Origin of the sequence: Arcicella sp. LKC2W (genome assembly GCF_034931005.1) — a bacterium.
In the GTDB taxonomy this organism is placed as follows: Bacteria; Bacteroidota; Bacteroidia; order Cytophagales; family Spirosomataceae; genus Arcicella.
The window spans coordinates 25,977-52,059 of the sequence record NZ_JAYGIN010000026.1; the positions used below are offsets into that span (position 1 = coordinate 25,977).

The following is a 26,083-nucleotide window of genomic DNA, read 5'->3' on the forward strand; positions in this document are numbered from 1 at the left end:
TAATCCCGAAAAATACGGTCAATACTTAGCTAAATTGTTTAAAGAAAGACAAATCGCTGACTATGAATTGAACGGAGAATTTACAGAAGAAGACATAGACGAATATATCTCAATGGTAGAAGATTTTATGGAGTTTATGAGAGAAAATTATTCAAGACTATGAAAATATCATCACTGATTTTATGTATTTGTTGTTTTATCACAACGCTTTCTTTTGCACAAAAAGCTAAAAAGAAGGTGCATAAAAGAGTGAAAAAAGTAAAGGTTATTGCTAAAACAAAACCTCAGCCTGTGGTTCAAGAAAATACTAAAAGTTCTTCCACAACACAAGGTATTTGTGGCACAATTGTTTGGAAATCAGGCAATATGATGCCGTCACCAGATAAAGTCATTCTTCCTCCTAAACCCATCGAACGTGAATTATTGGTTTATGAACTTACCAATATTGCTCAAGCAACATTGCAAGATGGGTTTTACAAAGCCATTGCTTCAACGCTCATAAAAACGGTAAAATCTGATAGTCAAGGAAGATTTTGTGTGGATTTACCCGAAGGAAGTTATTCACTTTTAGTACGTGAAGGAGATAAAGGTTTGTACGCCAATTCGTTTGATGACAAAGGAAATATTTTACCCGTAACAGTAGGAAAAAATAAGGTTTCAATTATTGTTTTTACGGTTGATTATCAGGCAGTTTATTAGTAACACAGACTTCAGTCTGTAAAATAATTACATACAGGCTGAATACACTGTTTAATAAGTTATTTCAACTTCCCGAAAGTTCTAAAACTTTCGGGAAGTTCTCCAATCAAACATTTTAGGATGAAAATTATCCAGATAACTTATTAAACACTGTACTGAAGTCTGTGTTACAAAATTTACAGACTAAAGTCTGTGCTACTAAACTATTTTTTAAAGCTATCTTTCAAACCTACGGTACGATTAAATACCAAATTTTCAGGCGTTGAGTCGGTATCTAAACAGAAATATCCTTTACGCATAAACTGATAGTTTGTTCCGATTTTAGCATCTTTCAAACTTGGCTCAATAAAAACTTCAGAAAGTACCGTCAAAGAATCAGGATTAAGGAATTTTTTGAAGTCATCTCCAACTTGTGAAGCATCTTCTAAAATCAATAATCTGTCATACAAACGAACTTCTGCTTTGTGTGCATGAGGCACTGAAACCCAGTGAATTACACCCTTAACACTTACGCCAGAAGCATCACCTCCAGAGCGACTATTTTCGATATAGCTACAATGTAATTCTGTAATATTTCCGAATTCGTCTTTCACAAAATCATCGCATTTGATGATGTATGCTCCCTTCAAACGAACCATTAATCCTGGTCCTAAACGGAAAAACTTCTTCATCGGTTCTTCCATAAAGTCGTCACGTTCAATATAAATTTCACGACTGAATGGTACTAAACGACTGCCAGCTTCAATATTTTCTGGATTATTTTCGATGGATACTTCTTCTGATTGCCCTTCTGGATAGTTAGTAATAATCACTTTCAAAGGGTCAAGCACCGCCATAACACGAGTAGCAGACTTGTTCAAGTCTTCCCTTACGCAGAAATCTAAAACACTTACGTCAATTAAATTTTCACGCTTCCCAACACCAATTTTTTCACAAAAATTACGTACCGAAGCAGGCGTAAAACCACGACGACGTAACCCCGAAATCGTTGGCATTCGTGGGTCGTCCCAACCCGAAACCAAACCTTCTTGCACTAATTGCAACAATCTACGTTTACTCATGACAGTATTTGTCAAGTTCAAACGAGCAAATTCATATTGTTGAGAAGGGAATATATTGAGTTTTTCAATAAACCAATCGTATAAAGGACGGTGAACGTCAAACTCTAATGTACAAATTGAATGTGTGATTTCTTCATGAGAATCTGACTGTCCATGAGCAAAGTCGTACATCGGATAAATGCACCAAGCATCGCCCGTGCGGTGGTGATGAGCGTGTTTGATACGATACATCAATGGGTCACGCATGTGCATATTTGGGTGAGCCATGTCGATTTTTGCCCGTAATACTTTCGCTCCATCTGGAAATTCTCCTGCACGCATACGAGCAAATAAATCAATATTTTCGGCAATCGGACGATAACGATATGGACTATCTTCTCCTGCAAAATTTGGATTTCCTTTTTGTGCTGCAATCATGTCAGCGGGTTGGTCGTCCACATACGCTAAACCTTTTTTGATAAGCTCTACCGCAAATTGATAAAGCGTTTCAAAATAGTCAGAGGCGTACAGTTCTTGATTATTAGTCCACTCAAAACCCAACCATTTTACGTCCGCTTTGATAGATTCTACGTATTCAGTTTCCTCTTTTTCGGGATTGGTATCGTCAAAACGGAGGTTAGTTTGTCCGCCATATTTAGCTGCCAAACCAAAATTCAAACAGATAGATTTGGCATGACCAATGTGTAAATAACCATTTGGTTCAGGAGGGAAACGAGTAAGGACACGTCCTTCATGTTTGCCAGAGGCTAAATCTTCTTCTACAATTTGTTCAAGGAAATTCAGTGATTTTTTTTCTTCTTCCATATTTCAATATTCGATGCGACCGTTGCACGGTTCACATTTCGATGTTTGTTGTAACTCTATATGCTTGATTCGATAAATTTATTTTATAAGGACTACTAAATTACGGAATTTTTGGGGAATGGGCTTTGCTGTGCGAGTGGTTTTATCTTGTTTTTTGATTTACTTTGTAGAAACAGTTGATGATACAATGAAAGTAAAGGAATTATATATCAAAAAATACCATCAGTTTGAAGATTTCAAATTAGACTTGACTTATCCCCAAGGACACGAAAAAGCGGGACAACCTTTGGATAAGGTTTGCTTTATTGGACAAAGTGGGACAGGGAAGACGAGTTTGTTGGAGTTCATTCAAAAATTTATTAGAGCATTCTTTTTATTTGGATACAATGACGAGCAGCTTTTAGAAGTAAGTCAGGATGAAATTGGTTCACGTATCATCTTTATTACTCCTCATACTGAGCAGGAAATGTTTTTTAGTGCAACAGAAGAAAAAACTTTTGATGTTATTCTAACTCGAAGTGAAATAGAAACTGACATTAAGTTGAAACGACATAACATTCAAAAGGTTATCCAAAATTACCTTCCTTCAACAAAAGTGGTTTCCATATATTATCCCGTTAATTTTACGAATAATATACAACCAAATCAGAGTGCCCTAACAGAATATCTTATAGATAATATAATAGAACTCAATTTTATAGATTTCGGAAGTTTAGGGTTTGAAATAACTTGGTACAACATAAATCATAAAATTACTGAATACCGAGAAACCCAAATCCAGAAAAGTCTTGCTATTTCACAGATTACCAATAAAACAGGCTTCAAATCAGAAGAAATTTTAGAGGCTGCAAAAAAATACCAAGAGTGGGAACAAAATAATCCTAATCCATTACAAGATTTAGCGGATAAAGTTTTAGACAGAGTTCTGAATAAATTTAACCTAAGAGTAAGAACAAGATTAGATTTTGAAAGAATTGAAGATGTTAAAACCATTAAGATAGAAACACTTGATGGTCAAGAAGTTCCTTATGATTTTCAGAGTACAGGAACACGTCAAGTTTTTCTTTCAATGCTCCCACTTTATACCTTAAAACCAAATAGAACGGCGATATTTTTCGACGAACCCGAACGCTCATTATACCCAGACATTCAAAAAGAAATCGTTGATATTTATACCTCTTTGACAACGGACTGCCAGTTTTTTTATGCCACACATTCACCCATAATTGCCTCTTCTTTTGAGCCTTGGGAGATTGTGGAATTAAAATTTAACCCGAAAACAGGAACAGTCTTTCAAGAACTTTATTACGAAGGAGAACGCCACGTGGATAATTACACGATAAATCCACAGTATTTGCGTTGGGATGATATTTTGCAAAGAGTTTTTGATTTAGATTCAGAAGGTAATGAAAAACGAGTGAAGGCTTTGATGAAATTGGCAACTTTAGAAAGCAAATTAAAAAAGAACAATATCACACCCGAAGAAAGAGAGAAGCTTTGGCAAGAATACCTAAAACTATCAAAATTAACAGGCTGGACTACCCGAATAACTAATGAGAAAAATTGACAAAACCACTATTCTATCTACGGCTTATAAAAATTGGGAAGAATCTTTAAGCGAACATCCCGAATACAATTCTTCTAAAAATAAATTCTACTACGATGTTGTGATGAATCTCTTTCATTGCCAACAAGGTTTATGTGCCTATACTGAACAATTACTTTGTATTTCAACGTTTTATGATGGTCAAAATTGGAAAGATGGTATTTATCAAAAACCTCAAAATTGGTCAGTAAAAGGACAATTGGAACATTTTGATTCTACCCAAAAGAAAACAAAAGGATGGCTTTGGGATAACTTTTTCATGGCTGATACAGATGTCAATACCAAAATAAAACGCACCAAACCTGTTAACAATATTTTAAAATTTGACCATCCTAATTATAATGAATTTGAGCTTTTAGAATACGACTCTCAAAGACATATTTTTATTGCCAATACCGATTTAGAGGAGGCTGTTCAAGAGCAAATTAATGAGATGCTATTTACTTTGGGTGTTAATCATGAGCCTGTAAGAACGGTTCGAGAGGATTATTTAGAGTATAAAATTCGTGCGATATTAAATCTGATAAATACTTGGGAGAATATCAATATCATACAGTTTCCAACTGCTTTTGAATTCTGTAAAAGAGAAATTTTAGCTTCATCATAGTTTTCAATATTCTTTATCCCAAAAAAATCATTTATTTTCAAAACCGTTGAGTGAACGGTATGTTTTTATCTTAGTCTTTTGGTAAATTTGTCAGAGCGACTTTATTCTTCATCACAGCTTCTTAACAATTACTTCTACTCACATTTTCTGATTTTAGCCCAAAGTATATTAAACAAGATAATTTTACTGAAATCGGTACTAATATATCGGTTAATAAAACGTGTTCAAATATTTATGAAACTAAAACTTACCGTTTTTTTCATCACTCTTTTTAGCTTAAATTTTAACATTCACGGACAACAAACGGTCACTTTTGGGCTTGGAAATGTTAAAAATGTAACGGTTTCGTCTTCCTCTCAAAGCATAGATGGAACTAAAACGTTACAGAGTTCTGGATATTTACCCAATTATAACTCAGCATCTCGGTTTCTTTCACACGCAACTCTTGGAGCAAAAATGTCTGATATTCAAAGTGTTGCCACTTTAGGAAAAGAGCAATGGATTGACAATCAGCTTAATTTATCAAACTCTTTTAGTATAGAAAACTATCTGAGAAGCCTCCACCAATTGATGGTTGATTCAATGCTTCGAGATAATCCTGCGGGTGGATATACGCTCGACAATACAGGTGTACAAAATTGGCACTTTGATGCGTCTTGGTTTCAAGGAAGTATGACTGCCCCTGATGTATTACGGTGGCGAACAGCCTTAGCACTAAGTGAAATTTTTGTTATTTCACGTGTTTCCAATCTTGACGGTCAGCCTTATGGTTTAGCCAACTATTATGATATTTTGTTGAATGAGGCTTTTGGAAATTATCGAACCATTTTAGATAAAATTACTTATCATCCTGCCATGGGTTCGTATTTGACATTTCTAAATAATCACGCTACAAATACCACCAAACAAATTTATCCCGATGAAAATTATGCTCGTGAAATTATGCAGCTATTTTCTATTGGCTTGTACAAACTCAATTTGGACGGTTCAGAAATGAAAGATGCCAATAATAAATCTATTCCTACTTATACCAACACCGATATTACTGCATTGGCAAAAGTTTTTACAGGTTTGGGTTGGGGAGATAGACCATATTTGGGACATTATCAAAAAGACAAATGGAGTTATACCCAACGAATGAAGTTTTTCCCACTTGATTCCTTAGAATATTATCAAGGTTGGTGGCAACCAAGAATCTACAACGGTCATGAACCTGGCTCTAAAACATTTTTGGGCAGTACCATTCCTAATCGTCCTGTGGTGCAAGGTGAACAGGATATTCAAGATGCGTTAAATATTATTTTTAATCATCCCAATGTTGGACCTTTCATGGCTCGAAGATTGATACAACGTTTGGTTTCTTCTAATCCTTCCCCTGCTTATATTCAACGAGTTGCGACTGTTTTTAATAATAATGGTGCTGGAGTTCGAGGAGATTTGAAGGCGGTCGTCAGGGCAATTTTATTAGACCAAGAAGCCTGCGATTGTAACGCTGATAGCAACAGTAATTATGCAGGAATGTTACGTGAGCCTTTTGTGCGTTATATGAATCTGATGCGTGGCTTGAAACTGACAACACAAGGAGGAGTTTATCGAAATACGATGTATACACTTTATAATAGAATTGAACAAATTCCTTTGTATTCGCCAACGGTTTTCAACTTTTTTCAACCTGATTATTCTCCCGATGGCGACTTAAAAACTGCCAAAAAATACGCTCCAGAATTTCAATTACTTAATTCTCAAACACTTACTGCATACGTAAATGCCTTGAATAGTTGGCTTGTCAATGATGACCCCGTAGAATTTTGGGGGCTTTTTAGTAATGAAACATATAAACCTGACCAAGACGCAAGGTTTGATTTATTGTCAGATTCAACCTTGGCAGTCAATGAAAAAATCCCGCAATTGTTGGATAAATATAATCTCATATTGGCACACGGAGCTATTTCTAAAGAGAATATTGAAATAATCCGAAAAGCCATTATTAGTATGCCATATACTTATGATTACTACGGACGACCTTACTCCGAAGATGTTTATAGAAGAATTAGAATGGCAATTTTTTTAATAATGATATCTCCTGATTATTTGATAAACAGATAATTTTAATGGTGATTTAGTGAGTTGTGAATTAGTGAATATTAGTTCCAGTAATTCACAACTCACTAAATCACCAAATCACAATTGAATATATGAACAGACGAAATTTTATAAAACAAACCAGTTGTGCCGCAATGGGAACTACCACATTGCTGAGTACCTTAGCCAATTTAACAAGTTTAAATGGAGCTTTAGGTTCTGGTTTGGTAAAATCAGCACCGCCAAGCGACTATAAAGCAATTGTTTGTATTTTGCTTTCGGGTGGCGTAGATTCTTATAATATGTTAGTACCAACAGGTACAACAAGTGGCGGCGACAATGGCTATAACGAATATAGAGCTGTAAGAACGGACCTTGCCATTCCCAATGTTGGGGCAAGTGGTGGTTTATTATCACTGAATAATCCACAATGCAGCAGTTTTAGAGGGATTCCATGTTCTTATAATTCTTTTGGAGTACACCCAACGATGACGGGAACGAGAACTTTATTCAATAACGGAAATCTTGCCTTTATGGGTAATATTGGCACTTTGGTAGAACCAATCGCCAATTATACACAATTTCAAAGTGGTCTAAAAAAATTACCTGTCGGGCTTTATTCACATTCAGACCAGTCGATGCAATGGCAAACCTCTGTACCTCAAACTCGTGATGCTTTGGGTTTTGGAGGAAGGCTTGCCGACTTATTAAATGCAGCAAACACTCATCAAGAGGTATCGATGAATATTTCTTTAGCAGGGAAAAACATATTCCAACGAGGGCAAAATATTTCAGAATATGCCATCAGTAATGATGTAAATGCCAACAATATAGGATTTGAGAGTGTACCAACTTGGTGGGGAAACTCAGGTTTATTGACTCAAACACGAAATAATACCATTGATAGTTTGGTTTCAAAAACATATTCTAATTTGTTACAAAAAACCTATTCTACCACCACTAAAAACTCAATGGCATCATTCGGAGTTTTTAAAGATGCTTTGCAAAAAGTGCCCACTCTAACCACAACATTTGCGGATAACCAACTGTCAAACGACCTTTCAGCAATTACCAAAATTATGAGTGTTCGTAATTTCTTAGGAGCTAAAAGGCAAATTTTCTTTATTGATTTTGGCGGTTGGGATATGCACAGTGATTTGATTTCGGGCTTAGATAGCCGACTTTCAGTAGTCAGTCAAGCACTGAAAAGTTTTTATGATGCAACGGTAGAATTGGGAATTTCTGATAAAGTAACCACTTTCACTATTTCGGATTTTGCCAGAACGATTACGTCCAACGGTGGCGGTGCAGACCACGCTTGGGGAGGCAATACGATGGTGATGGGTGGAGCAGTCAATGGGGGCAAAATTTATGGAGCATATCCCAAAATGGATGTTTTGAGTGCCTCCAATCAGCAAAATGTATCTTTCAGAGGCAATTTTATTCCATCCATTTCAACTGATGAATTTTATGCAGAATTAGCCCTTTGGTACGGAATCAGCCCTTATGATTTATGTTATGTTTTGCCAAATCTTGGAAATTTTTATAGTTATTCAGCTAATAATTATCCTGTTGGCTTTATGAATTTTAATGGCACAACCATTTCAAATGAAAATTTACCACAAGATTGTTTAACGTATTGAGCTTATTTGTGATTGAGTGAATTAGTGATTGAAAATTTATTGAAAAAATGAAAATAAAAATATTTTACATAGTATTCATTTTACTCTTAACCCAAAATTGGCTCTATTCGCAAAGCAGTTGCGTGGGTACGCCTGGGCAGGTAAAATGGAGTTATTGGCTAAACTTTTCTTCTTATCCTGATAGTTTAGATTTATCGTCTTTAGAGAATTTTCCGACACACCCCAATGGAACACAACTGTTAGGTTCGTTGAGAATGCCCCAAAATTTTGCCGATAATTATGCTTCTATGATTAGAGGATATATTTATGTGCCTCAAACCGCCACTTACAAGTTTAATATCACAGGCGATGACCGTGTGGCATTTTATTTAAGTACCGACGATAATCCTGCCAATAAACGCAAAAAAGCAGAAGTAAAAACCTACTCTGGAACTGACGAACATAATAAAGAAGCCAACCAAACGACGGCAGCGATAACGTTAACGGCTGGGCAAAATTATTACTTTGAAATGTATAATTATGAATCTGGATGGAGTGACCACATGACCCTTTTTTGGCGAAAAACGGCAAATCCTGATACTACGTGGCTCGTGATAGATTATAACTATCTCAAAGAATATGTTTGCGGACAAAACTGTGCCGTAAGAGGAACACCTTGTAATGATGGAAATTCGCTGACAACCAACGACCAACAAGATGGCTTTTGTAACTGCGTTGGCACGTACCCAACTACCAATACTTGCGTTGGAACAAAGGGTTTGACCGAAGCATATTATTACGACAATATCGTAGGAAGTTACGTTGAACCTGACTTAGTAAATGCTCCTAAATTCCCTCTTGTTCCCGATAGAAAAGAAAGTCTGCTTGGTGCTTATGGGCCTTTAGTACCTTACACAAAAGAAAATTACGGAACATTAGTTCAAGGATATTTGACCGTTCCCATGTCGGGAATGTATGAATTTAATATCACTGGAGATAATCAAACCTATTTTTTCTTGAGCAAAAACGATTCTGTTCAATACAAACAATACCACCAAGCCATTGTAATTTATGGCGTAGATGAAAATGAACACAATATTTCAAGTTTTCAAACTATTGCACCGCTTTATTTAGAAAAAGGGAAGTATTATTATTACGAATTTAGGCACAAAGAAAACGGCTGGCGTGACCACTTTAATCTTTTCTGGAAAACACCTTTTTATGAAAGTAGAGAGTGGAAACGTGTTCCCAATTTTTATCTGTACGATTATAATTGTGAAATTTCGTGTATTGCACAAGGAACACCATGTAACGACGGAAATCCATACACTAAAAACGACCAATTTAATAACAACTGCCAATGCGTTGGTACGCCCTGTGTTGGTACAGATTGCGACGATTTATCAGTCAGTTACCAATCGTATGAAAGTTGTGCCGCTACCAAAAATCTCCTTAATAATGCCGAAGGTTCTTGGGTTTCGTGCGATACCAGTCCAAACCCAAATACCGCAAGGACAACACTTACCAAATGGATAAAATACGATTTTGGCGATGTTTACAAATTTCAAGGTACACGAGTTTGGAACTATAATGTAGCCAACGAAACCAATAAGGGCTTTAAAAATGTAACAGTAGATTATTCGGAAGATGGAATAACATGGCACGCTCTCGGCACAAGTTATTTATGGCAACAAGCACCTGGAACATCAGATTATTCGGGTTTTGCTGGCCCCAATCTTAATGATGTAAAAGCCCGCTACGTCCTCATTTCAGCCATTGATACTTGGGGAAATACCTGTGCGGGTTTCAGTAAAATCACCTTTGATGCCTCATTATGTAGTGCAAATGGAACCGCTTGCGACGACCAAGACCCACTCACAAAACACGACCAATTTGATGCCAGTTGTAATTGTAAAGGCGTAAATATCAACTGTGCAACGGATACTTTGAAATTGGAAAACCTCACCCTTTCTGAAGCATCGTATCAAGCCGTAAAAGAAATAAAGGCAAGTAGTCTTGTCCCAAAACCAAAGAATGTCTCGTTCACGGCGGGTAACGACATTGTTCTTTTACCAGGTTTTGACACCCGAGATAGCACCGTTTTTTCGGCTGACATTGCCAATTGTTTACAAACGGCTTTTGTGCAAAACAAGTTAGATTCAAACAAAGAAATGGACTCGACTGCCACCGAATTTTCGGCAAAAGATACCTTGAATAATAAAACAAAAAAGATAATTTTCAGACTCAATAAACCCGCTCAAGTGGTATTAACGATTAAGAATGCAAATGAGCAAATAATCGCCACTATTATTGACGATTATTACCAAAATTTAGGAACACAAATAAAATTTTTACCCATTAATAAATTAGCCAAAGGACAATATTGGGTAGAATTAAAAGCTGATAAAGAGATTTTGAGAGAAAGTTTAGTTGTCGATAATTAAAGATTACAACTCTTCCGTTGATAGAACTTATGAAGTATTTCTTTTACATTTTAATATTTACCTTATCGTCAATCGCTTGTCATGCACAATTAGATTCGATGACTTTTTCCCCTGTAAAAGATAATTCCATCTATTCAGAAAGCTCAAATTTGAGTAATGGAGCTGGTAATAATCTTTTTGCAGGAAGGACTTTAACCTCATTAATGAGACGGGCTTTATTGAAATTTGACTTTACAGGCTTGCCAAATAATGCTCAAATTCAACGAATTAGCCTAAAAATGCCGATTTTACAATCTTCAGGAAATACCACCATTCCGCATAGTTTCTCATTGCACAGACTAACCAAAAATTGGGGAGAAGGTACCTCCGCAGGAAGTGGACAAGGAGCTGCCGCAACCACAAATGATGCTACGTGGGGAAATAATTTTTATAATTCAAGTTCGTGGACAAATGCTGGAGGTGATTTTGAAACTACTGCTTCTGCTACTTCCAACGTAACTTTTGCGATGTTTCCCCTGCAATTTGGCACTTGGAGCAGCTCAAATATGATAACGGATGTACTTGATTGGATAGCAAGTCCAAATAATAATTTTGGGTGGATTCTCAAAGGAAACGAAAATCTTAGTGGTTCGGCAATGAAGTTTTCCTCTCGTGAAGAAACATTTTATCCCAAACCTGCTTTGGTCGTTGTATTTACTTTACCCACAGTTGACAAAGTATTGATAAATGAAGTAAATCCGCAGAAAAAATGGATTGAACTTTATAATCCTTCAAACCCTTCAATCAACTTAAATAATTATTGGATTGCCAATGGAAATACCTCCATTTCTTTAGCAAATTTGACGGTTTTGAATGGAAGTTTAACCTTAGATTCTGCTAAATATGTGGTTATCAATTGGGCAGGAATTGGGGGAAACAATGGAGAATTGGCACTTTTTAACGGAAATCCAAGCACAGCCGAAATGAAAGATTATGTCCAATACGGTTCGGCAACTCATCAACGAAGTTCAGCGGCAGTAACGGCTCAAGTTTGGGATAATACCAATAATTTTCTACCAACTATTTCGGCTGATACCTTAACATATTCTCTAAATGGAAACAATATTTATTCTTCTGGGAAAGCCACGAATTCCACTTCTTTCGTAACGCAAAGACAAACCCCGACTTACAAAAATATACTTTGTCCGCCCAATATCTCACTATCAGGCAACATCGTTGATGCCTCCTATTCTACATCAGGAAGTTTACAATTGACTGGAAACATGACCTCAACTTCATTCTCAAAATTCACTTCTGAGTCATTTATCCAACTCAATCCAAACACTTTAATAGAGCAAGGAGCAAAATTTCAAGGGCAAATTTCGGGTTGTTTGAATAATTGAGTCTAATCTCAGAAAATATTTATCAAAACATAATCCCCGCACCAATAGTTATCAAGAAATCGTAGCAAATGTTACGACTTTTTTATTGACGAAAAATGAAATTAGCAACACCCGAATTAACCGACCAAGATATTGACCGCATTGTAGAAATGGCATGGGAAGACCGCACCCCTTTTGATGCCATTCTTGCCCAGTTTGGGCTAAAAGAACAAGAAGTTATTGAACTAATGCGACGTGAAATGAAAGCATCTTCATGGCGAATGTGGCGTGCAAGAGTACAAGGACGTGCCACCAAACACCGTGCAAAAAGTGTTGTAGATGATGCTCGTTTTAAATGTACTTTACAAAAGAAAATTTCGTTGAACAAGATTTCTAAACGGAAATAGAGGTCTTTGCAAAAGAAGATTTTGTTTATCGAATAAATGCAATATTAAAATAATTCTGTTTTTGCCGAATTTTATACCAATTTAAGCTAAAAACTACCACTTAATAAAAATATTATTCTTCCATATTGCATTTCTGTAAAATTTCTTAGAGTTTTTCAAGAAAACTAATTAGCTTTGCAAATATTCCTATCCCACCGCTGATATAAATCAATAATCATATTTTTTAAAAATTAATAAACTTTTTAGTGATAATTCATTACTGATTGGTCGAATGTTTTTCGTTCTCTAAGTTTGATAATTCTTCACTATACAAATTATTCTAAACGCTGCATAAAATGAGCATTAAATTAGACTTAATCGACCATAAGGTATTAGAAATTTTACAACAAAACGCTAAAATTACCAATGCTCAATTGTCAAAAGAAATTGGTTTGTCGCCCGCTCCGACATTAGAACGTGTAAAAAAATTAGAAACTTCAGGAATTATAGAAAGCTACCACGCACAGTTGAACCGTGATAAAGTAGGCTTAGGCGTAACGACTTTTGTAACTATCACTTTGATTGGACATAAAAAGCAAGTGACTGAATCATTCGTTTCTCAAATCAATATGATTCCAGAAGTCATTGAATGTCACCACGTTACTGGCTCAGGAGACTTTTTATTGAAGATAATCGCAAAAGATATTGCCTCTTATCAGAAATTAATGTTGGAGAAAATCAACGAAATTGAAGAAGTAGCAGGTACACAAACAATGGTTATTCTTTCAACTTTCAAAGAAAGCAAAGTATTACCAATTCCTTGATACAGTTAGCAGTTAGCAGTTAGCAGTTAGCAGTTAGCAGTTAGCAGTTAGCAGTTAGCAGTTAGCAGTTAGCAGTTAGCAGTTAGCAGAAAAAAAGCCAGTTTGGGAATTATTAGTTCCTAAACTGGCTTTTTTTTATACACTATATCAGTAAAATCTTCACTGATAACTGTTTACTGATAACTGTCCTTAAATCTCCACCATAATATAAAAACTAAAATCAAGCGGGTCAAAAACTTCGGAAACTTGATTTAAGAATGTTGGATTATTTAGATAGAAGTTCAAGAAGTTTTCAGCTCTTTCCTGTGGTACGCCATTTGGAAAGAGTTTTTGTTTTAAGCCCAATAATTGATTTACCTCTGTCTCTTGATTGCGTTCTTCGGCTTTTTTGAGGCGTTTTTCAAGGTTTTCTAAAGCATTCAAAACTTTCTGTTGCTCTCCTTTTACTGCTCCTTCTAAGGTTTTATCAACCTTAATGGCTTTTTCTAAAATCTTATTAAATACTTCTGTAAACTCCTGACTTTCAGTTGATAGACTAAGTGAATTTTGAGAGTTCTTTTCTACAAAATTCTTTTTCAAGCTGATTTCATCCAAAAATAAATCATTGGCAGAAAGTCCTAATTTTTCGATTTTCTTGGCTGATGGTTTATTAACTACCAAACCAAAATTACGAGGCATTAAAATCGGGAATGGAATCTGATGAATATCAAAAATTTCTTTGAGTTGAAGCCAATAAGGAACTTCAGAAGGACCACCGATATAAGCTAAGTTGGGAAGGATAACTTCCTGATAAACAGGACGAAGCACTACGTTTGGACTAAATCTTTCGGGTTCGTTTTCGAGTAACGTTAATATTTCTACTTCCGAAAACTGAATATCTGTATTGAGAACTTTATACGAATTATCTTCTTTCACGATACGCTCACGAACGCCATCAATCAAGTAAAAAAAGTTGATTTCTCTTGGGGCAATTTGCGTTTTATACCCTAAACTTTCGAGTTCTTTGGTCGTTTTTGTTACAACCTCAAAAGCAGTATGTTGTAATAAATCATTTTTAATAACAGGAATAAACTGTCTTTTCAGCTCACGGTCGTCGGCATCAATACAAATAAGTCCTTGATTACCAAATAGTTCATGAGCATAACATCGAGCCGCATCCGCTAAAGTATCGTGACTCAAATACGCATTTTTAAAAATCGCTGGGCATTCAGCCATTTCTGAAATAAGACTTTTCAATTCCTTCGGATTCATACGTCCAACTGCACCCGTTTGCTCAGTTTCCCAAGCTAAATTCTTTCCAAATAATGAAAAATGGTTGATTTCTGCAAAATCATGGTCTTCCGTAGCCATCCAATACACAGGTACAAAATCGTAATCTGGAAAGTAACTTTTCAGCTTTTTCGCCAAATTAATCGTCGTAATCATTTTATAGACTACGTACAAAGGCCCCGTAAAAATATTGAGTTGATGTCCCGTCGTTACGGTAAAGGTATTTTCGTTTAAGAGAATATCAAAATTGGGCTGATTCGGAAGATTTTTATATTGATTTTTGAGGGTTTCTACTAAAACCCTTCTCTTATCGGCATCTAATTTTTTAGTAGCAATTTGTCGGTTAAACCCATGAATATCAGGAAAGTTGCTATAAAAATCTTTTACTTTAGATGATTGTTGGATAAAGTCTAAAAACAGAGAAGAAAATTGATTTACTTCCGAAAGTGGCAATTGATTAATTTGCATGATAGCTCAATGGTGAAGGGTGAACGGTTAGTTTTGAACGAAAGAAATTATACCCTTAACTTTTTCTTAACGCATATATTTGGGAGTTTGTTCCTTGACTAAAAAAGCGGACACCATTTAGCGTATCAGAACTATAATTGTTTAGATTTCAGGATTAACCTTTCGTAGAATCTCAAAATCTATGAACCCGAGTAATCTTAGTGCTAAATGCTATGACTTCTTACTAACTCCTACCAAAAATAAAACCCAGCCAATCATCAAACTCGTTCCGCCAATGGGTGCAACTGCTCCCCACATCGTTACGCCTGTGGCACAAATTAGGTAAAGTGAGCCTGAAAAAATCACAGTTCCAATCAAGAAAGCATTACCTGCCCACGAAAGAAATTTATGCGAAATTTTATCCGTCAAAATTCCTACTAATATCAAAGCCAAGCCACCATACATTTGGTAATGAGCGGCTGTTTCAAAGGTTTCTGTACGATTAGTTGCTTCTAAAGCTACCTTAAATGCGTGAGCACCAAAAGCACCAAGGGCAACGGATAAGCCAGCTAAAACTGCTCCTGATTGGATGAAAAATTTATTCATTTGGGTATTTTATCAATGAGTTTGAAAATGATTCTAATGATTGCTACAAAGGTAAATAATTTGAACGGAGGAAGTATGAATAATTTTTAGGAAGCTATACACCAAAAACTGTTAAATCATTTATTCCCATAAAATCAATAATATTCTTCTATAAAACAGGTATTTCTACCCTTTTAAGGCGTTGATATTTATCAGAATTTTGTACAAAAAGGCGTAAGCTGAAAAGCCTTCAAAAGAGTAAGCAAAAAATCTAAATTCTAAAAACTATGGCAACGCCACTTTCATTGTATGTACCCATTAAACAAGACGCTGCGGCACAACAAATTGCCCAAAATCTTTATGATGGTTTTGTCGATACGATTACGCCCATTTTATCTAAAATCCAAATTGTTCATTATGCTCGTTTGGTACTCATTCCAAATGCTGACGGAACGGGCATTGATGCCATTATGTTAGTAACCACTTTTGACGGTGCAATGAATCCATATTTAAGTACCTTTTGGAATGGCGGTGATAGTTTTCATACGTTTGTAAACACTGTTGCGGCTATTGCTCTTGACCCACCACAATTACCCATTAGTACGCTTAGCAGTTTTGAAAACTTCATTAATAGCAATAACCTAAGTCAACCTGCTGATTTATATCAAGCATACAACGATACTGTTCTTCAGGTATTGGCGTATAATGCTGGTTAATTTAGGCAGTAATTTATTCTATTATTCAAAGCGTCAAAACAATTTTAAAATACTAATAAAATGGCAACTCCACTCACATTATATATTCCGATTAAACAAAACGAAATTGCTCAATTGGCGGCAAAAGCTCTTTATAAAGACTTTATGTCAATTGTTACTCCGATACTCACCGAAATTCAAATTGTGCATTATGCTCGTTTGATTTTGATACCTAATGCTTCAGGCGAAGGCATCAATGCCATTACGCTCATTACCGTTTTTGATGGAGCAATGAACCCATATTTGAATACATTTTGGGACTCAGGTTTTGATTTTAAGGCTCTTTTGAATGCCATCGCTGCCATTGCCGTGACACATCCACCTTTGCCAATTCTTACTGAGAGTAGTTTTGAGAATTTTATCAATAGCAACAATCTTAGCCAACCAGCAGACTTATATCAGGCGTATAATGATACCGTTGCACAGGTTATTGCCTACAATCAAGGTTAAAAATCAATACTTTCTCAACATATATGGGTGTACTAAGTGTGAAATATGAGGGCTGAGTTTTGTCTGCATATTTCACACTTGATTGATAGCCCTAAAATATATTCAAAATGTCTGGCACAACTACTTCTCCTTCTCCTGATAAGTCAAATATTCAAGGGCTAATCCTTCGTGGTTATACGCATCCGTATTCATGTCATTTGATGTTCAGTTTTAAAGCTCCTACGGTAACACTCAATACTAAAGGTTTTTTTTCAGACTTATACCCAAGAGTTCAACCTGCCGTTGATTGGGGAAATAATAAGCCTGCTTCAATGCTAAATATTGGCATTACCTTTAATGGATTAAAGATTCTTGGCGTTGCCAAGTCCTCAAAAAGTACCTTCCCGTATGAATTTCAACAAGGCCCTTGGTCAGGTGGTTCTCAACAATCTTTAGGTGATTTTGATGATAGCTCACCTTCAAAATGGTGGTATAATAATTTTCAAAATCCAGATTTACATTGCGTAGTTCATGCCTATGCCCTAACAGATGCTGATTTAACCCAAATCATTTCAACGATTACTACTTCTGCCACCACCAATGGTTTAACGGAATTATTACCCTTAAAAGATGGCGACGGAAGACTCTATCAGTCAATTGTTGAAAATGACCCCGCTAAAATACACTTTGGTTATACTGATGGCATTTCAGAACCAGCTTTGAGTACGCCTACAAGTAAAGCAACTGCTAATCAAGCTGATTTGGATAATTTTTTGATTGGTTATCCGCAATATTCATTGATTGACCCAGGCCCTTCGAGTAATATTGCTTCTAATCCAGAAGCTCAATTTGCTTTTGATGGGTGTTATAATGCTTTTAGAATTTTATACCAAGATGTTGCAGCATTTAACAATTTCTTGATTGCTCAGGCAACAGACCCCAATAATGTGGCGAAATTGGCTTATTTAGGGCTAAGTCAAGATGAGTTGGTTGAATGGTTTGCGGCAAAATTGGTAGGACGATGGCGTAATGGTTCTCCCCTAATGCTTAGTCCAGATGCTCCAGACCCAGCAACGGCCAGAAGCGAAGATTTTGAATATGCGACTCCTGGCGTTCCAAGTCCAAATCAAGATGTTCAAAGTAGCTTTAAATGTCCTTTTTCAGCACATACACGGGTAACAAATCCAAGAGACCAAACCTTAACACAAGGCGAAGGAACTTTAGGTGTGCCAAGAATTTTGAGAAGAGGGATGTCTTACGGAGCAGAACTTATCGGAAATACTAATGACAATGTTGATAGAGGGTTGATTGGCTTATTTCTTTGTGGAAGTATTGCACAACAATTTGAAAAACTGTATGGTTGGATGAATTATAATAATTTCAGTCCAGCACCCGATTATTCAGTCACAAAACCTCCGCAAGATGCTTTATTGGGAAATAGACCATCAAGTGCAAATAGTGGAAATTATCCAGGTGTGGTAAATACTTTTACGATACCAATTCAAAATCCAGCTACACCCACTCAATCTGATTCGATAATTATTAATAATTTGCCATTATTAATTAAAACCAGAGGGACGGCTTATTGTTTATTGCCAAGTTTGAAAGCTTTAAATTATTTAGCAACTGGTGTGATGTAGTAGGTTTTACAAATAAAGAGGAGCATTTGGAAGTTTACTATTAAACTTGCCGAAAATTCTGAATTTTCGGCAAGTTCCTACAAATCAAATTCTATTTTTTACGTTTCAAAGCCAAATCATGAGCAGTGTCATAATAGCTTCTCAAATTACTCCAATCAAACGTTTCTGAAATACTTTCTACACGGTTACGTTGTGTAATTCGTTCACGAAGTGATTGTTTTACGAATTTCAATAACATTTCTGAAAGTTGTTCAGCCGCTTTATGAAAATCCTGCGAAGTACGATTTACCACCATAACGCCCCATTGTTCATAATCACGCATGATTTGCATCATATAATCTCCAAAACCCGAAAGGTCAGACGTGATAGTAGGCACGCCACGAGCGATACATTCCAAAGGTGTATATCCCCAAGGTTCATAATAACTTGGAAACACGCCCAGATTACAACCTCTTACAAACTGTCCGTAATCTAACCCAAAAAGTGGATTAGTAGAAACGATAAAATCTGGGTGATAAACAATTTTTACTTTATCGTCAGGATTATTCATCAAGTTTGCCTTCCGAGTATAATCCGTGATTCCGTCTTCTTGTTTCAGTAAATGCGTTACTACTTTCGGACGCTTATTGGTTTTCCAAGTCTGAATGGTTCTACGTAAACGCAAACGCCAATATTCATCAATAAAATCATTCAAATCAGGCATTTTCAAATCGGTTGCCATTGCCGAAGCCTTGAATAATTTTTCACCAATTTGCTCTTCGATAGAATTACAAGTTTCATGGATTTCGTCCATTACTGCTCTTGATTGCAGCACTTCTGGGTCGATAGAATGATAAGGTTGTTTGGTAATAAAAAACATCACGACGGTTTTATCAATCTTAGCTTGTTTCATCTTCCAATTGAGGCGAGCAAGGGCTTCGAGTGTAATATCATATCCTTTATTCGAGAATTCATAACGTCCAGAAGTAAAGAAGTAAAGTGTTTTTTCAAGGTCAAATGGTTGACTTTGGAAGAAATGCCCCATCACAAATTCATTAATTTTATCTTTGAATTTAGTGTGGAGATTTTGATGCTCGTGCATTGCCGAGAAACGAGTAATATTTAGACCATTAGGTAAAATTAAATCGGGAACTTTACCTAATAAAAACTCACATTCACGAGCCGTAACATCACTCACGGTTGTCATCACATTACACATATTTGCTGCCATTCGCTCAATCGTTGCTTGTGCTTCAATTCCGTAATGGCGTGCTTCATCCAGCCAGTTGAAGGTGTGTAATTTATCGTAAAAATCAGGCACATTTCCTGCCAAATAACGCCCTAACATGGTAGCGTGGGTAGTAAAAACCGTTGCTATTTTCACACCGTCCGCTTTTAAGTCGGGTACAGAAGTTGCTGCCATCCATTCATGGATATGAGCTACAATTTCTGATTTATTGGCTTGGTCTTGGGCTAATTCAGTCAAGAAAATACGAATCATTTCACCAAACAAAACGGTTTGATTTACGATGTCTTCAACATTCAAAGTAGATACTTTATGTCTTTCCCAAAGTCGGGCTTTAAGTTCATTAAGTTTATCTGTTACCGAAGCTAAGTCAAAAAGAACAATGCGAGGTTTTCCTGTAATCAACCAATAGCCATAATGAACGCCCAAACCTGCTGCACGCATTTTTTGAATGGTTTTTCCGAGTAAAGAGTCGTCCAAATCATGAATTGGTTCAAATTCTGCAGAGGCTGTTTGCGGAAAATATGGGCCCAGTAAGAAGTAATTATCTCCCCACTTTTCAACCATCGAAGGCACTTTTGTTCTGATAACGGTGTAAATTCCACCCACCTGATTACAGGTTTCCCAAGCGATTTCGATTAAGACTTTTTGCTTATTAGCAGAAGATTTGAGAGGATTTTGGATTTCCATACGTTGGATTGGGGTAATTAAATCTTATAAAAATGAATAATATTATCAAATATGTTAAATTATTCCGTAAAGTTTTCCTGAAATGTGAGTTTTTTTAAAAAAGACCTAATCTTCTAAGATATTACCCATAAAAGTGCTTTTTAAGGCAAAAGAAATCAAGAAAAATACAATTGCCCATCGTAAATATGGATGATAAAAATCTTGGACGTTACGGTACTGGTTTTGTTTAATTTCCCCTTTTTCTAATCGGTTAATTTCTTTAAAGATATTTTCTAAAGAACGAGCATCTCTGGCACGGAAAAACTTTCCTTCACTAATCTTTGCAATTTCTCGAAGAGTTCCTTCATCAACTTTATCAGTGGCTGTTTTTTCACTTCCAACAGCAATGGTATAAACTCGCACGTTAAAGGCTTTTGCCAACTGTGCCGACGTTACGGGGTCAAGGTTTCCTGCGGTATTGTCTCCGTCCGAAATTAAAATAGCAACTTTACTTTTAGAGTCAATTTCTCGCAAACGATTGATACACATTCCGAGGGCATTACCAACTGCCGTCCCTGATACATTGATGTGACTCGACGAAATATCGTCAATATAATCTTTCAACATTTCATAATCGGTAGTCAGTGGACATAATGAATTGGGTACGCCCGAAAATATTACTAAGCCAATTCTATCTTGTTTACGTCCTTTTATAAATTGATTTGCCACATTTTTAGCAACCGTCAATCGGCTTGGGGGAATATCTTTATTGTCCATTGATTTAGAAATATCCATTGCCAACATAATATCAATGCCTTCACCGAATTGGTCTTCTTCCGAAATTGAGCGTTGCGGACGAGCCAAAGCTAAAATAATAAGAGCCGTTGTAAACATCAAAAAAACACCTGGAATAAAACGCAAAAAACTAATCCAGTTTGATTGAATTTCATTGGCGGGAAAAGCAACATTTAACTTTTGGGTAGAATTATTTCGTAGCCAATCTCTCAACAAAAATAAAATCGGAATTAGTGGTAAACTGTATAAATAGAAAGGATGTGCCCAATCGAAACTCGAAAGGGTTGAGGGGAAAAACCAATATTTTGAAAACCAATCTTGCATATTGTAAATAAATGGTGATTAGTTATTAGTGATTAGAAAACTGGTAAATTAATTTTAAATCTTGAACAACAAGAAGTTAATTTATTGTAAATGAGACTCTTATGCAAACCAATCAACCAATAACTAATTACCAGTAACCACTTGCTGATTACCAAGTGCTAATTCTTGTCGATGTTCCAGATAAAGTCCTTCTGCCAATTCTTGAAGAATTCGTAAAGAAGCAATCGTTTTGTTTGAATAAACGCCTCCATAAACGGTAGCGTCAATTTCTCGTAAAGCATCAGACAAACGATTATCGTCTAAATTATCTAAAATTTCTTTTGTTGTAAAAGTCGTAAATGGCTTATTTTCAAGTCGTTCAATATATTTTTTCCAAAGAACAACCGCTTTTTCGATATTCTCCAAACGTTTCTGGGCATCATCCGTTCCACGACTAAGACGTTGGAAAAGTTTTTGAAAGTCATCATACCTTCTTTTAAAATTAAATAATCGTATTTGTCTGCGAATAGGCTTTCCGAAAAACCAAAAAATTAAAGCTGCTAAAATAGCCAAAGCAATAAAAATCAAGAGAATAAGTGGCACATTCACTTGCTGTTTGATGGGAATCAAATGAGTGTCCTTTTTCAGTAACATCGTATCAACATTACTTTCTGTACTAATAATACTTTCGAGAATAACCTTATCCATTGGTGCAAAAACCCGAGTACAATCCTGTTTAGCACGTACATATACAGGTAAGCTCAATTCCTGTATAGGCGAAACCTCAAAAGAAATCAAGGTATAAATAACACTATCCAAACTACCATTTATATCGGTTGTCGTTGGAAAATACACACGATTTACCAATTCAAAAGGAGCAAAATTATAAGACGAATCAGGGAAAAAAATATCAGCAGTTGCCTTGTGACGATAACTGAGTGCATATTTTACGGGCAAACCTACTTTTATACTATCACTCAGGAATTTCCCTTTGGGTGGTGTCCAACTGGGGATTTGAGCAATTGCTTTTAAGGGAATTACCGTACACAGAGATATAATTAATAGATATTTTAGGGATTTTGGGGTCATTATATATTACTCAAATACTCGTCATCTTGCCAAGCAAGTTTAAAAGTACGGTCAAATGTCAAATAGTTTCCATCTATAATTTTAAAAATCCAAATTGGCTCACCTTCTATAACATCCGAAATCGTTATCTCTCCATCATCTTTTATACAATCAGTTAATGTCAAATTGTATAATTGAGCATATAAGTTTAATGTATCTTCTGTATAAACTATGTTCGGGTGGAAAGTCGGGATCATGGTTAAAATCTCAATTGTAGATTCAATTTGAAGTATATTCGATTATCTTTTTCTAAAATTAATTTTCCAAATCTATGCCTTGTTGTAGATGGTGTATCTAATTTTATTTTGTGGAAAAGGTAGTTTTTCAAACTTTCTAAATCAACTATATGAAAAGCTACAAAATCTCCTGTCGACTTTACGATAATCGTACCATTGGCATCATAAACTCCATTCCATTTACTTCCTGCAAAAAAACCTAATAAAATATCTATCAAGAATTTTTTAATTTTATGTTCTAAATATTGCTTATCCTCATATTGTATTTCACTCATTAGTATACCTTCATTATGAATATCGTCTATAATCTGGGCAATTGATGCTATTCTTTTTTTATAAAAGGCAAGTAATATTTTCCCAATTATTAAAGGCATTAATGAATCAACCATTTTTAAGTTGTAATTCATTGTATCTTTTTCTGGACCTTGATAATGAAATACACCTCCATATGCCTCTATCAACTCTATTCTATCTTTTAATTTAGTTTTTGTATCTATTTTATTTATTTCGTCAACTTTATTTTTATCTAACCCTATTACTTCAAAGATAAAATTAGTATTACCCGAAGCATTTAAAAGTGTAGGTTTACTACCTAAATAAGACTTTATCCCAAAACCTTCATTCTCTTTCGCTAATAGTAAATTGTCTATATCTAAAGTTATATCTGCTTTCTGATTACTATTACCTCCTTTTATTACAGAAAATCCTAAAGTATTCTGAATGACCTCAAAATCTGGCAACTCAAATGTAGCTTCTCCTAATTTTATCTTATTAACAATATCACCTAATATTTGCCTATTAATAATCTGGTCAATGTTTATTAATTTAGTTTCACCATTTTTTTTATTACGTATTTCTATCTCTGATTGATTTATAATAAAAAACTCTAAATCAAGATTTTGAGTCGTTACTTTCTTAATATCGAAAAAGTTAATCGTTGGATTTAGCTTCTCATCTGAAAGGAAGACTCGTTGTTCTAATAATAATTTAATAAATACTAATAATTCAGTCCACTCTCCTTTATTCTTAGTTTTTTTCATAGTTATAATATTCTTATTTAGGCTATTCATGTAGATAATAACATTTTTTCCAACTGCTTCTACAGCGTTAACAGCGACACTATTACCTAACTGTTTTATTGCTTGAGTTGGGCTAACAGGAAATTCGTAATCATTGGGAAATCCTTGCATTTTTCTCGCTTCGATATAAGATAGCTTTTTAACAATACCATCCACACGGTAAGCATCCCAATTTCTTCTGTCTGTAATATCAGAGCCACGCCCACCAATACGTATAGTAAACCCTATCTTCCTATCACAATTCCCCTCCCAAACATCACTCATTGTAAATTTCAATGGTTCTTTAGCGGGAAAGTTAAACCCATTCATAAAGCTATCATCCCTAAAACCAATAATAAAAACCCTTGGTCTTAATTGTGGCAATCCATAGTCTGATGCTTTAACAACCTGATAATAAAAGGAATACCCAAGCTCACCTTCTAATATTTGACGAATTGTCTTAAATGTTTTACCATTATCGTGCTGAATTAATCCTGTTACATTTTCAAGAAAAAATGCTCTTGGTTTCTTTGCTTCTATTATTTCAGCAATATTGAAAAATAAATTGCCTCTTTCAGACTTATGATTATCATCAAACCCTCTTTTCTGACCTGCTTGACTAAATGGCTGACATGGAAATCCTGCACATAAGACATCAAAATCTGGAATTTCTTCTGGCATTATATTTCTTATATCATCATTAAAAAAACCTTCAGAAAATAAATTTGGTGATATTTTTTCAAAATTATGTTCATAGGTCTTACGAGCAAATGAATCAACTTCTGATGCAAATACACATTCCCCTCCTAAGCGGTGCATTGCTAAATGAAACCCACCAATACCTGCAAATAAATCAATAAATTTAAATGTACTTTCCTCTTTCATACTTTCTCTAATACTCTATTTCTACCTTATTAAGATACTTAACAATACTTTTTTTACATTTCTCAAAAATCTACCATCTAAAAAATCACTTCCTAACCTTAAACAATTTAACCAGCTTCGGAACATAATCTTCTGAAGCGTCAATGGCTAAATAATTGGCTTTGTTTTGCTTACAAATTTGGTCTAATTGTTCTGAGTTTTTCTCAAAAAGGTTTTTCATTCGGTTTCTAAACCAATTTGAAGACGCATTTACCCAAATGGTTTTACGGCTTTCGGTATCAAAAACAGGAATGATGCCCAAACGGGGTAAATTCGTTTCTCTTTGGTCGTAAAGGTGAATCACAATAAGGTCATGTTTACGGGCAAGAGCTTTTAGGTTTTCTTCATAGCCCGAATCAATAAAATCAGACACTAAAATCACTAAACTTCGTCTTTTCAACACGTCCAAAGTAAACAGAATCATCTTTTTTAAGTTTGTTCCTGCCGAGTCTGTTTTGAGTTTAAAAAGCTCCAAAATCGTCCTGTACCCGTGTTTTAGCGTATTGGCAGGTTTTATATATTTCTCTTTTTGGTCGGAAAAACACAATAATCCCACATGACTTGCCTCTTTTATCGCTGATAACGCCAAAACGCCACAAATTTCTTTACTGGTATCTAATTTTGAACGATTCGAGCGTCCAACATCCTGCGAAGCACTCACATCCAATACGAAAAAAACCGTTTGTTCTTTTTCCTCTTTAAAGATTTTCACATAAGTTCCGTGACCTTTCGCTGAGGTGTTCCAGTCGATAAGGCGAACATCATCTCCGTATTGGTACAAACGTAAATCACTGAATTCCAAGCCAGAACCTTTAAAAATAGAATGAAAATTCCCCCGCATTTGCGATGTTACCGCCTTGCGAATTTTGATTTCATATTTATGAAGTTTGGATAAAAACTCGTTTGGATTCATTTTTAGGGACTGGGAGTTAGGCGTTGGGACTTAGTGTTTCAGCAATATAATCCTCAAGCTACGCTCTTTAATAATTTCAGTTGCTCTGATATATTAATAACCTCATTCAGAACTCAAAAATAAGCATTTAAGCCTGATAAGTCATTATTATATTACTTATTTGTCAAACCTATATTTCCGTTTGCATCATGAAAATCACAAAGAAATAAAA

Annotated in this window: 22 protein-coding genes; 13 read left to right on the top strand and 9 right to left on the bottom strand. The window is 35.5% G+C overall.

What is annotated here, in order from left to right:
- Positions 1 to 34: 34 nt before the first annotated feature.
- Together VB796_RS19420 and VB796_RS19425 are read left to right on the top strand one after the other, a co-directional pair.
- Positions 35 to 163, top strand: coding sequence for a hypothetical protein (locus VB796_RS19420; protein ID WP_323348248.1), 129 nt, complete (start codon positions 35 to 37; stop codon positions 161 to 163).
- Positions 160 to 699, top strand: coding sequence for a hypothetical protein (locus VB796_RS19425; RefSeq protein WP_323348249.1), 540 nt, complete (start codon positions 160 to 162; stop codon positions 697 to 699). The genes VB796_RS19420 and VB796_RS19425 overlap by 4 nt, the downstream gene beginning before the upstream one ends.
- A gap of 203 nt (positions 700 to 902) precedes the next feature.
- On the opposite strand, the gene VB796_RS19430 is transcribed toward VB796_RS19425, so the two are convergent.
- Positions 903 to 2,564 (bottom strand): glutamine--tRNA ligase/YqeY domain fusion protein, encoded by a 1,662-nt coding sequence (locus VB796_RS19430; RefSeq protein WP_323348250.1) that lies wholly within the window; start codon positions 2,562 to 2,564, stop codon positions 903 to 905.
- Between the two features lie 187 nt (positions 2,565 to 2,751).
- Here VB796_RS19430 and VB796_RS19435 point away from each other — a divergent pair, with 187 nt between their 5' ends.
- From VB796_RS19435 to VB796_RS19470, 8 genes are all read left to right on the top strand, one after another.
- Complete coding sequence (locus tag VB796_RS19435) at positions 2,752 to 4,131, top strand: ATP-binding protein (RefSeq protein ID WP_323348251.1); 1,380 nt, start codon at positions 2,752 to 2,754, stop codon at positions 4,129 to 4,131.
- Positions 4,118 to 4,777, top strand: a complete 660-nt coding sequence (locus VB796_RS19440) for a hypothetical protein (protein ID WP_323348252.1) — start codon at positions 4,118 to 4,120, stop codon at positions 4,775 to 4,777. The genes VB796_RS19435 and VB796_RS19440 overlap by 14 nt, the downstream gene beginning before the upstream one ends.
- Before the next feature lie 234 nt (positions 4,778 to 5,011).
- Positions 5,012 to 6,883, top strand: coding sequence for a DUF1800 domain-containing protein (locus VB796_RS19445; protein WP_323348253.1), 1,872 nt, complete (start codon positions 5,012 to 5,014; stop codon positions 6,881 to 6,883).
- An 89-nt stretch (positions 6,884 to 6,972) separates the two neighbouring features.
- Positions 6,973 to 8,502: a DUF1501 domain-containing protein gene (locus tag VB796_RS19450; protein ID WP_323348254.1), complete on the top strand. Its 1,530-nt coding sequence runs from the start codon at positions 6,973 to 6,975 to the stop codon at positions 8,500 to 8,502.
- Positions 8,503 to 8,549: 47 nt separating this feature from the next.
- Complete coding sequence (locus VB796_RS19455) at positions 8,550 to 10,925, top strand: PA14 domain-containing protein (RefSeq protein WP_323348255.1); 2,376 nt, start codon at positions 8,550 to 8,552, stop codon at positions 10,923 to 10,925.
- Positions 10,926 to 10,954: 29 nt separating this feature from the next.
- A complete protein-coding gene (locus VB796_RS19460) occupies positions 10,955 to 12,307 on the top strand; it encodes a DNRLRE domain-containing protein (protein ID WP_323348256.1) in 1,353 nt (450 codons plus the stop codon).
- Between the two features lie 95 nt (positions 12,308 to 12,402).
- On the top strand, positions 12,403 to 12,693 hold the full coding sequence (locus tag VB796_RS19465) for a TIGR03643 family protein (protein WP_323348257.1): 291 nt from the start codon (positions 12,403 to 12,405) through the stop codon (positions 12,691 to 12,693).
- A gap of 335 nt (positions 12,694 to 13,028) precedes the next feature.
- Positions 13,029 to 13,496, top strand: coding sequence for an Lrp/AsnC family transcriptional regulator (locus tag VB796_RS19470; RefSeq protein WP_323348258.1), 468 nt, complete (start codon positions 13,029 to 13,031; stop codon positions 13,494 to 13,496).
- 189 nt (positions 13,497 to 13,685) lie between these two features.
- Here the strand turns inward: VB796_RS19470 and bshC are convergent, their stop codons facing one another.
- Both bshC and VB796_RS19480 read right to left on the bottom strand, forming a co-directional pair.
- Positions 13,686 to 15,233 carry a bacillithiol biosynthesis cysteine-adding enzyme BshC gene (bshC, locus tag VB796_RS19475; RefSeq protein ID WP_323348259.1) on the bottom strand — a complete coding sequence of 516 codons (1,548 nt, stop codon included), beginning with the start codon at positions 15,231 to 15,233 and terminating at the stop codon, positions 13,686 to 13,688.
- Positions 15,234 to 15,443: 210 nt separating this feature from the next.
- Entirely contained in the window at positions 15,444 to 15,818 is a 375-nt protein-coding gene (locus VB796_RS19480) for a DUF423 domain-containing protein (RefSeq protein ID WP_323348260.1), read from the bottom strand.
- 266 nt (positions 15,819 to 16,084) lie between these two features.
- On the opposite strand from VB796_RS19480, the gene VB796_RS19485 reads away from it, so the two are divergent.
- The 3 genes from VB796_RS19485 to VB796_RS19495 all read left to right on the top strand — a co-directional run bounded on the left by VB796_RS19485 (position 16,085) and on the right by VB796_RS19495 (position 18,621).
- Positions 16,085 to 16,513 carry a hypothetical protein gene (locus VB796_RS19485; RefSeq protein WP_323348261.1) on the top strand — a complete coding sequence of 143 codons (429 nt, stop codon included), beginning with the start codon at positions 16,085 to 16,087 and terminating at the stop codon, positions 16,511 to 16,513.
- A 60-nt stretch (positions 16,514 to 16,573) separates the two neighbouring features.
- A complete protein-coding gene (locus tag VB796_RS19490) occupies positions 16,574 to 17,002 on the top strand; it encodes a hypothetical protein (protein ID WP_323348262.1) in 429 nt (142 codons plus the stop codon).
- A 107-nt stretch (positions 17,003 to 17,109) separates the two neighbouring features.
- Positions 17,110 to 18,621 carry a hypothetical protein gene (locus VB796_RS19495; RefSeq protein ID WP_323348263.1) on the top strand — a complete coding sequence of 504 codons (1,512 nt, stop codon included), beginning with the start codon at positions 17,110 to 17,112 and terminating at the stop codon, positions 18,619 to 18,621.
- Between the two features lie 91 nt (positions 18,622 to 18,712).
- On the opposite strand, the gene VB796_RS19500 is transcribed toward VB796_RS19495, so the two are convergent.
- From VB796_RS19500 to VB796_RS19525, 6 genes are all read right to left on the bottom strand, one after another.
- Positions 18,713 to 20,536 carry a glycosyltransferase gene (locus VB796_RS19500; protein ID WP_323348264.1) on the bottom strand — a complete coding sequence of 608 codons (1,824 nt, stop codon included), beginning with the start codon at positions 20,534 to 20,536 and terminating at the stop codon, positions 18,713 to 18,715.
- A gap of 105 nt (positions 20,537 to 20,641) precedes the next feature.
- Positions 20,642 to 21,634 (bottom strand): VWA domain-containing protein, encoded by a 993-nt coding sequence (locus VB796_RS19505; protein ID WP_323348265.1) that lies wholly within the window; start codon positions 21,632 to 21,634, stop codon positions 20,642 to 20,644.
- A gap of 123 nt (positions 21,635 to 21,757) precedes the next feature.
- Positions 21,758 to 22,702 carry a hypothetical protein gene (locus VB796_RS19510; RefSeq protein WP_323348266.1) on the bottom strand — a complete coding sequence of 315 codons (945 nt, stop codon included), beginning with the start codon at positions 22,700 to 22,702 and terminating at the stop codon, positions 21,758 to 21,760.
- Entirely contained in the window at positions 22,702 to 22,938 is a 237-nt protein-coding gene (locus VB796_RS19515; RefSeq protein WP_323348267.1) for a hypothetical protein, read from the bottom strand. Before VB796_RS19515 ends, VB796_RS19510 begins: the two co-directional genes overlap by 1 nt.
- 2 nt (positions 22,939 to 22,940) lie before the next feature.
- A complete protein-coding gene (locus VB796_RS19520; RefSeq protein ID WP_323348268.1) occupies positions 22,941 to 24,920 on the bottom strand; it encodes an HpaII family restriction endonuclease in 1,980 nt (659 codons plus the stop codon).
- 85 nt (positions 24,921 to 25,005) lie between these two features.
- Entirely contained in the window at positions 25,006 to 25,872 is an 867-nt protein-coding gene (locus VB796_RS19525; protein WP_323348269.1) for a DUF58 domain-containing protein, read from the bottom strand.
- Between the last annotated feature and the right edge of the window lie 211 nt (positions 25,873 to 26,083).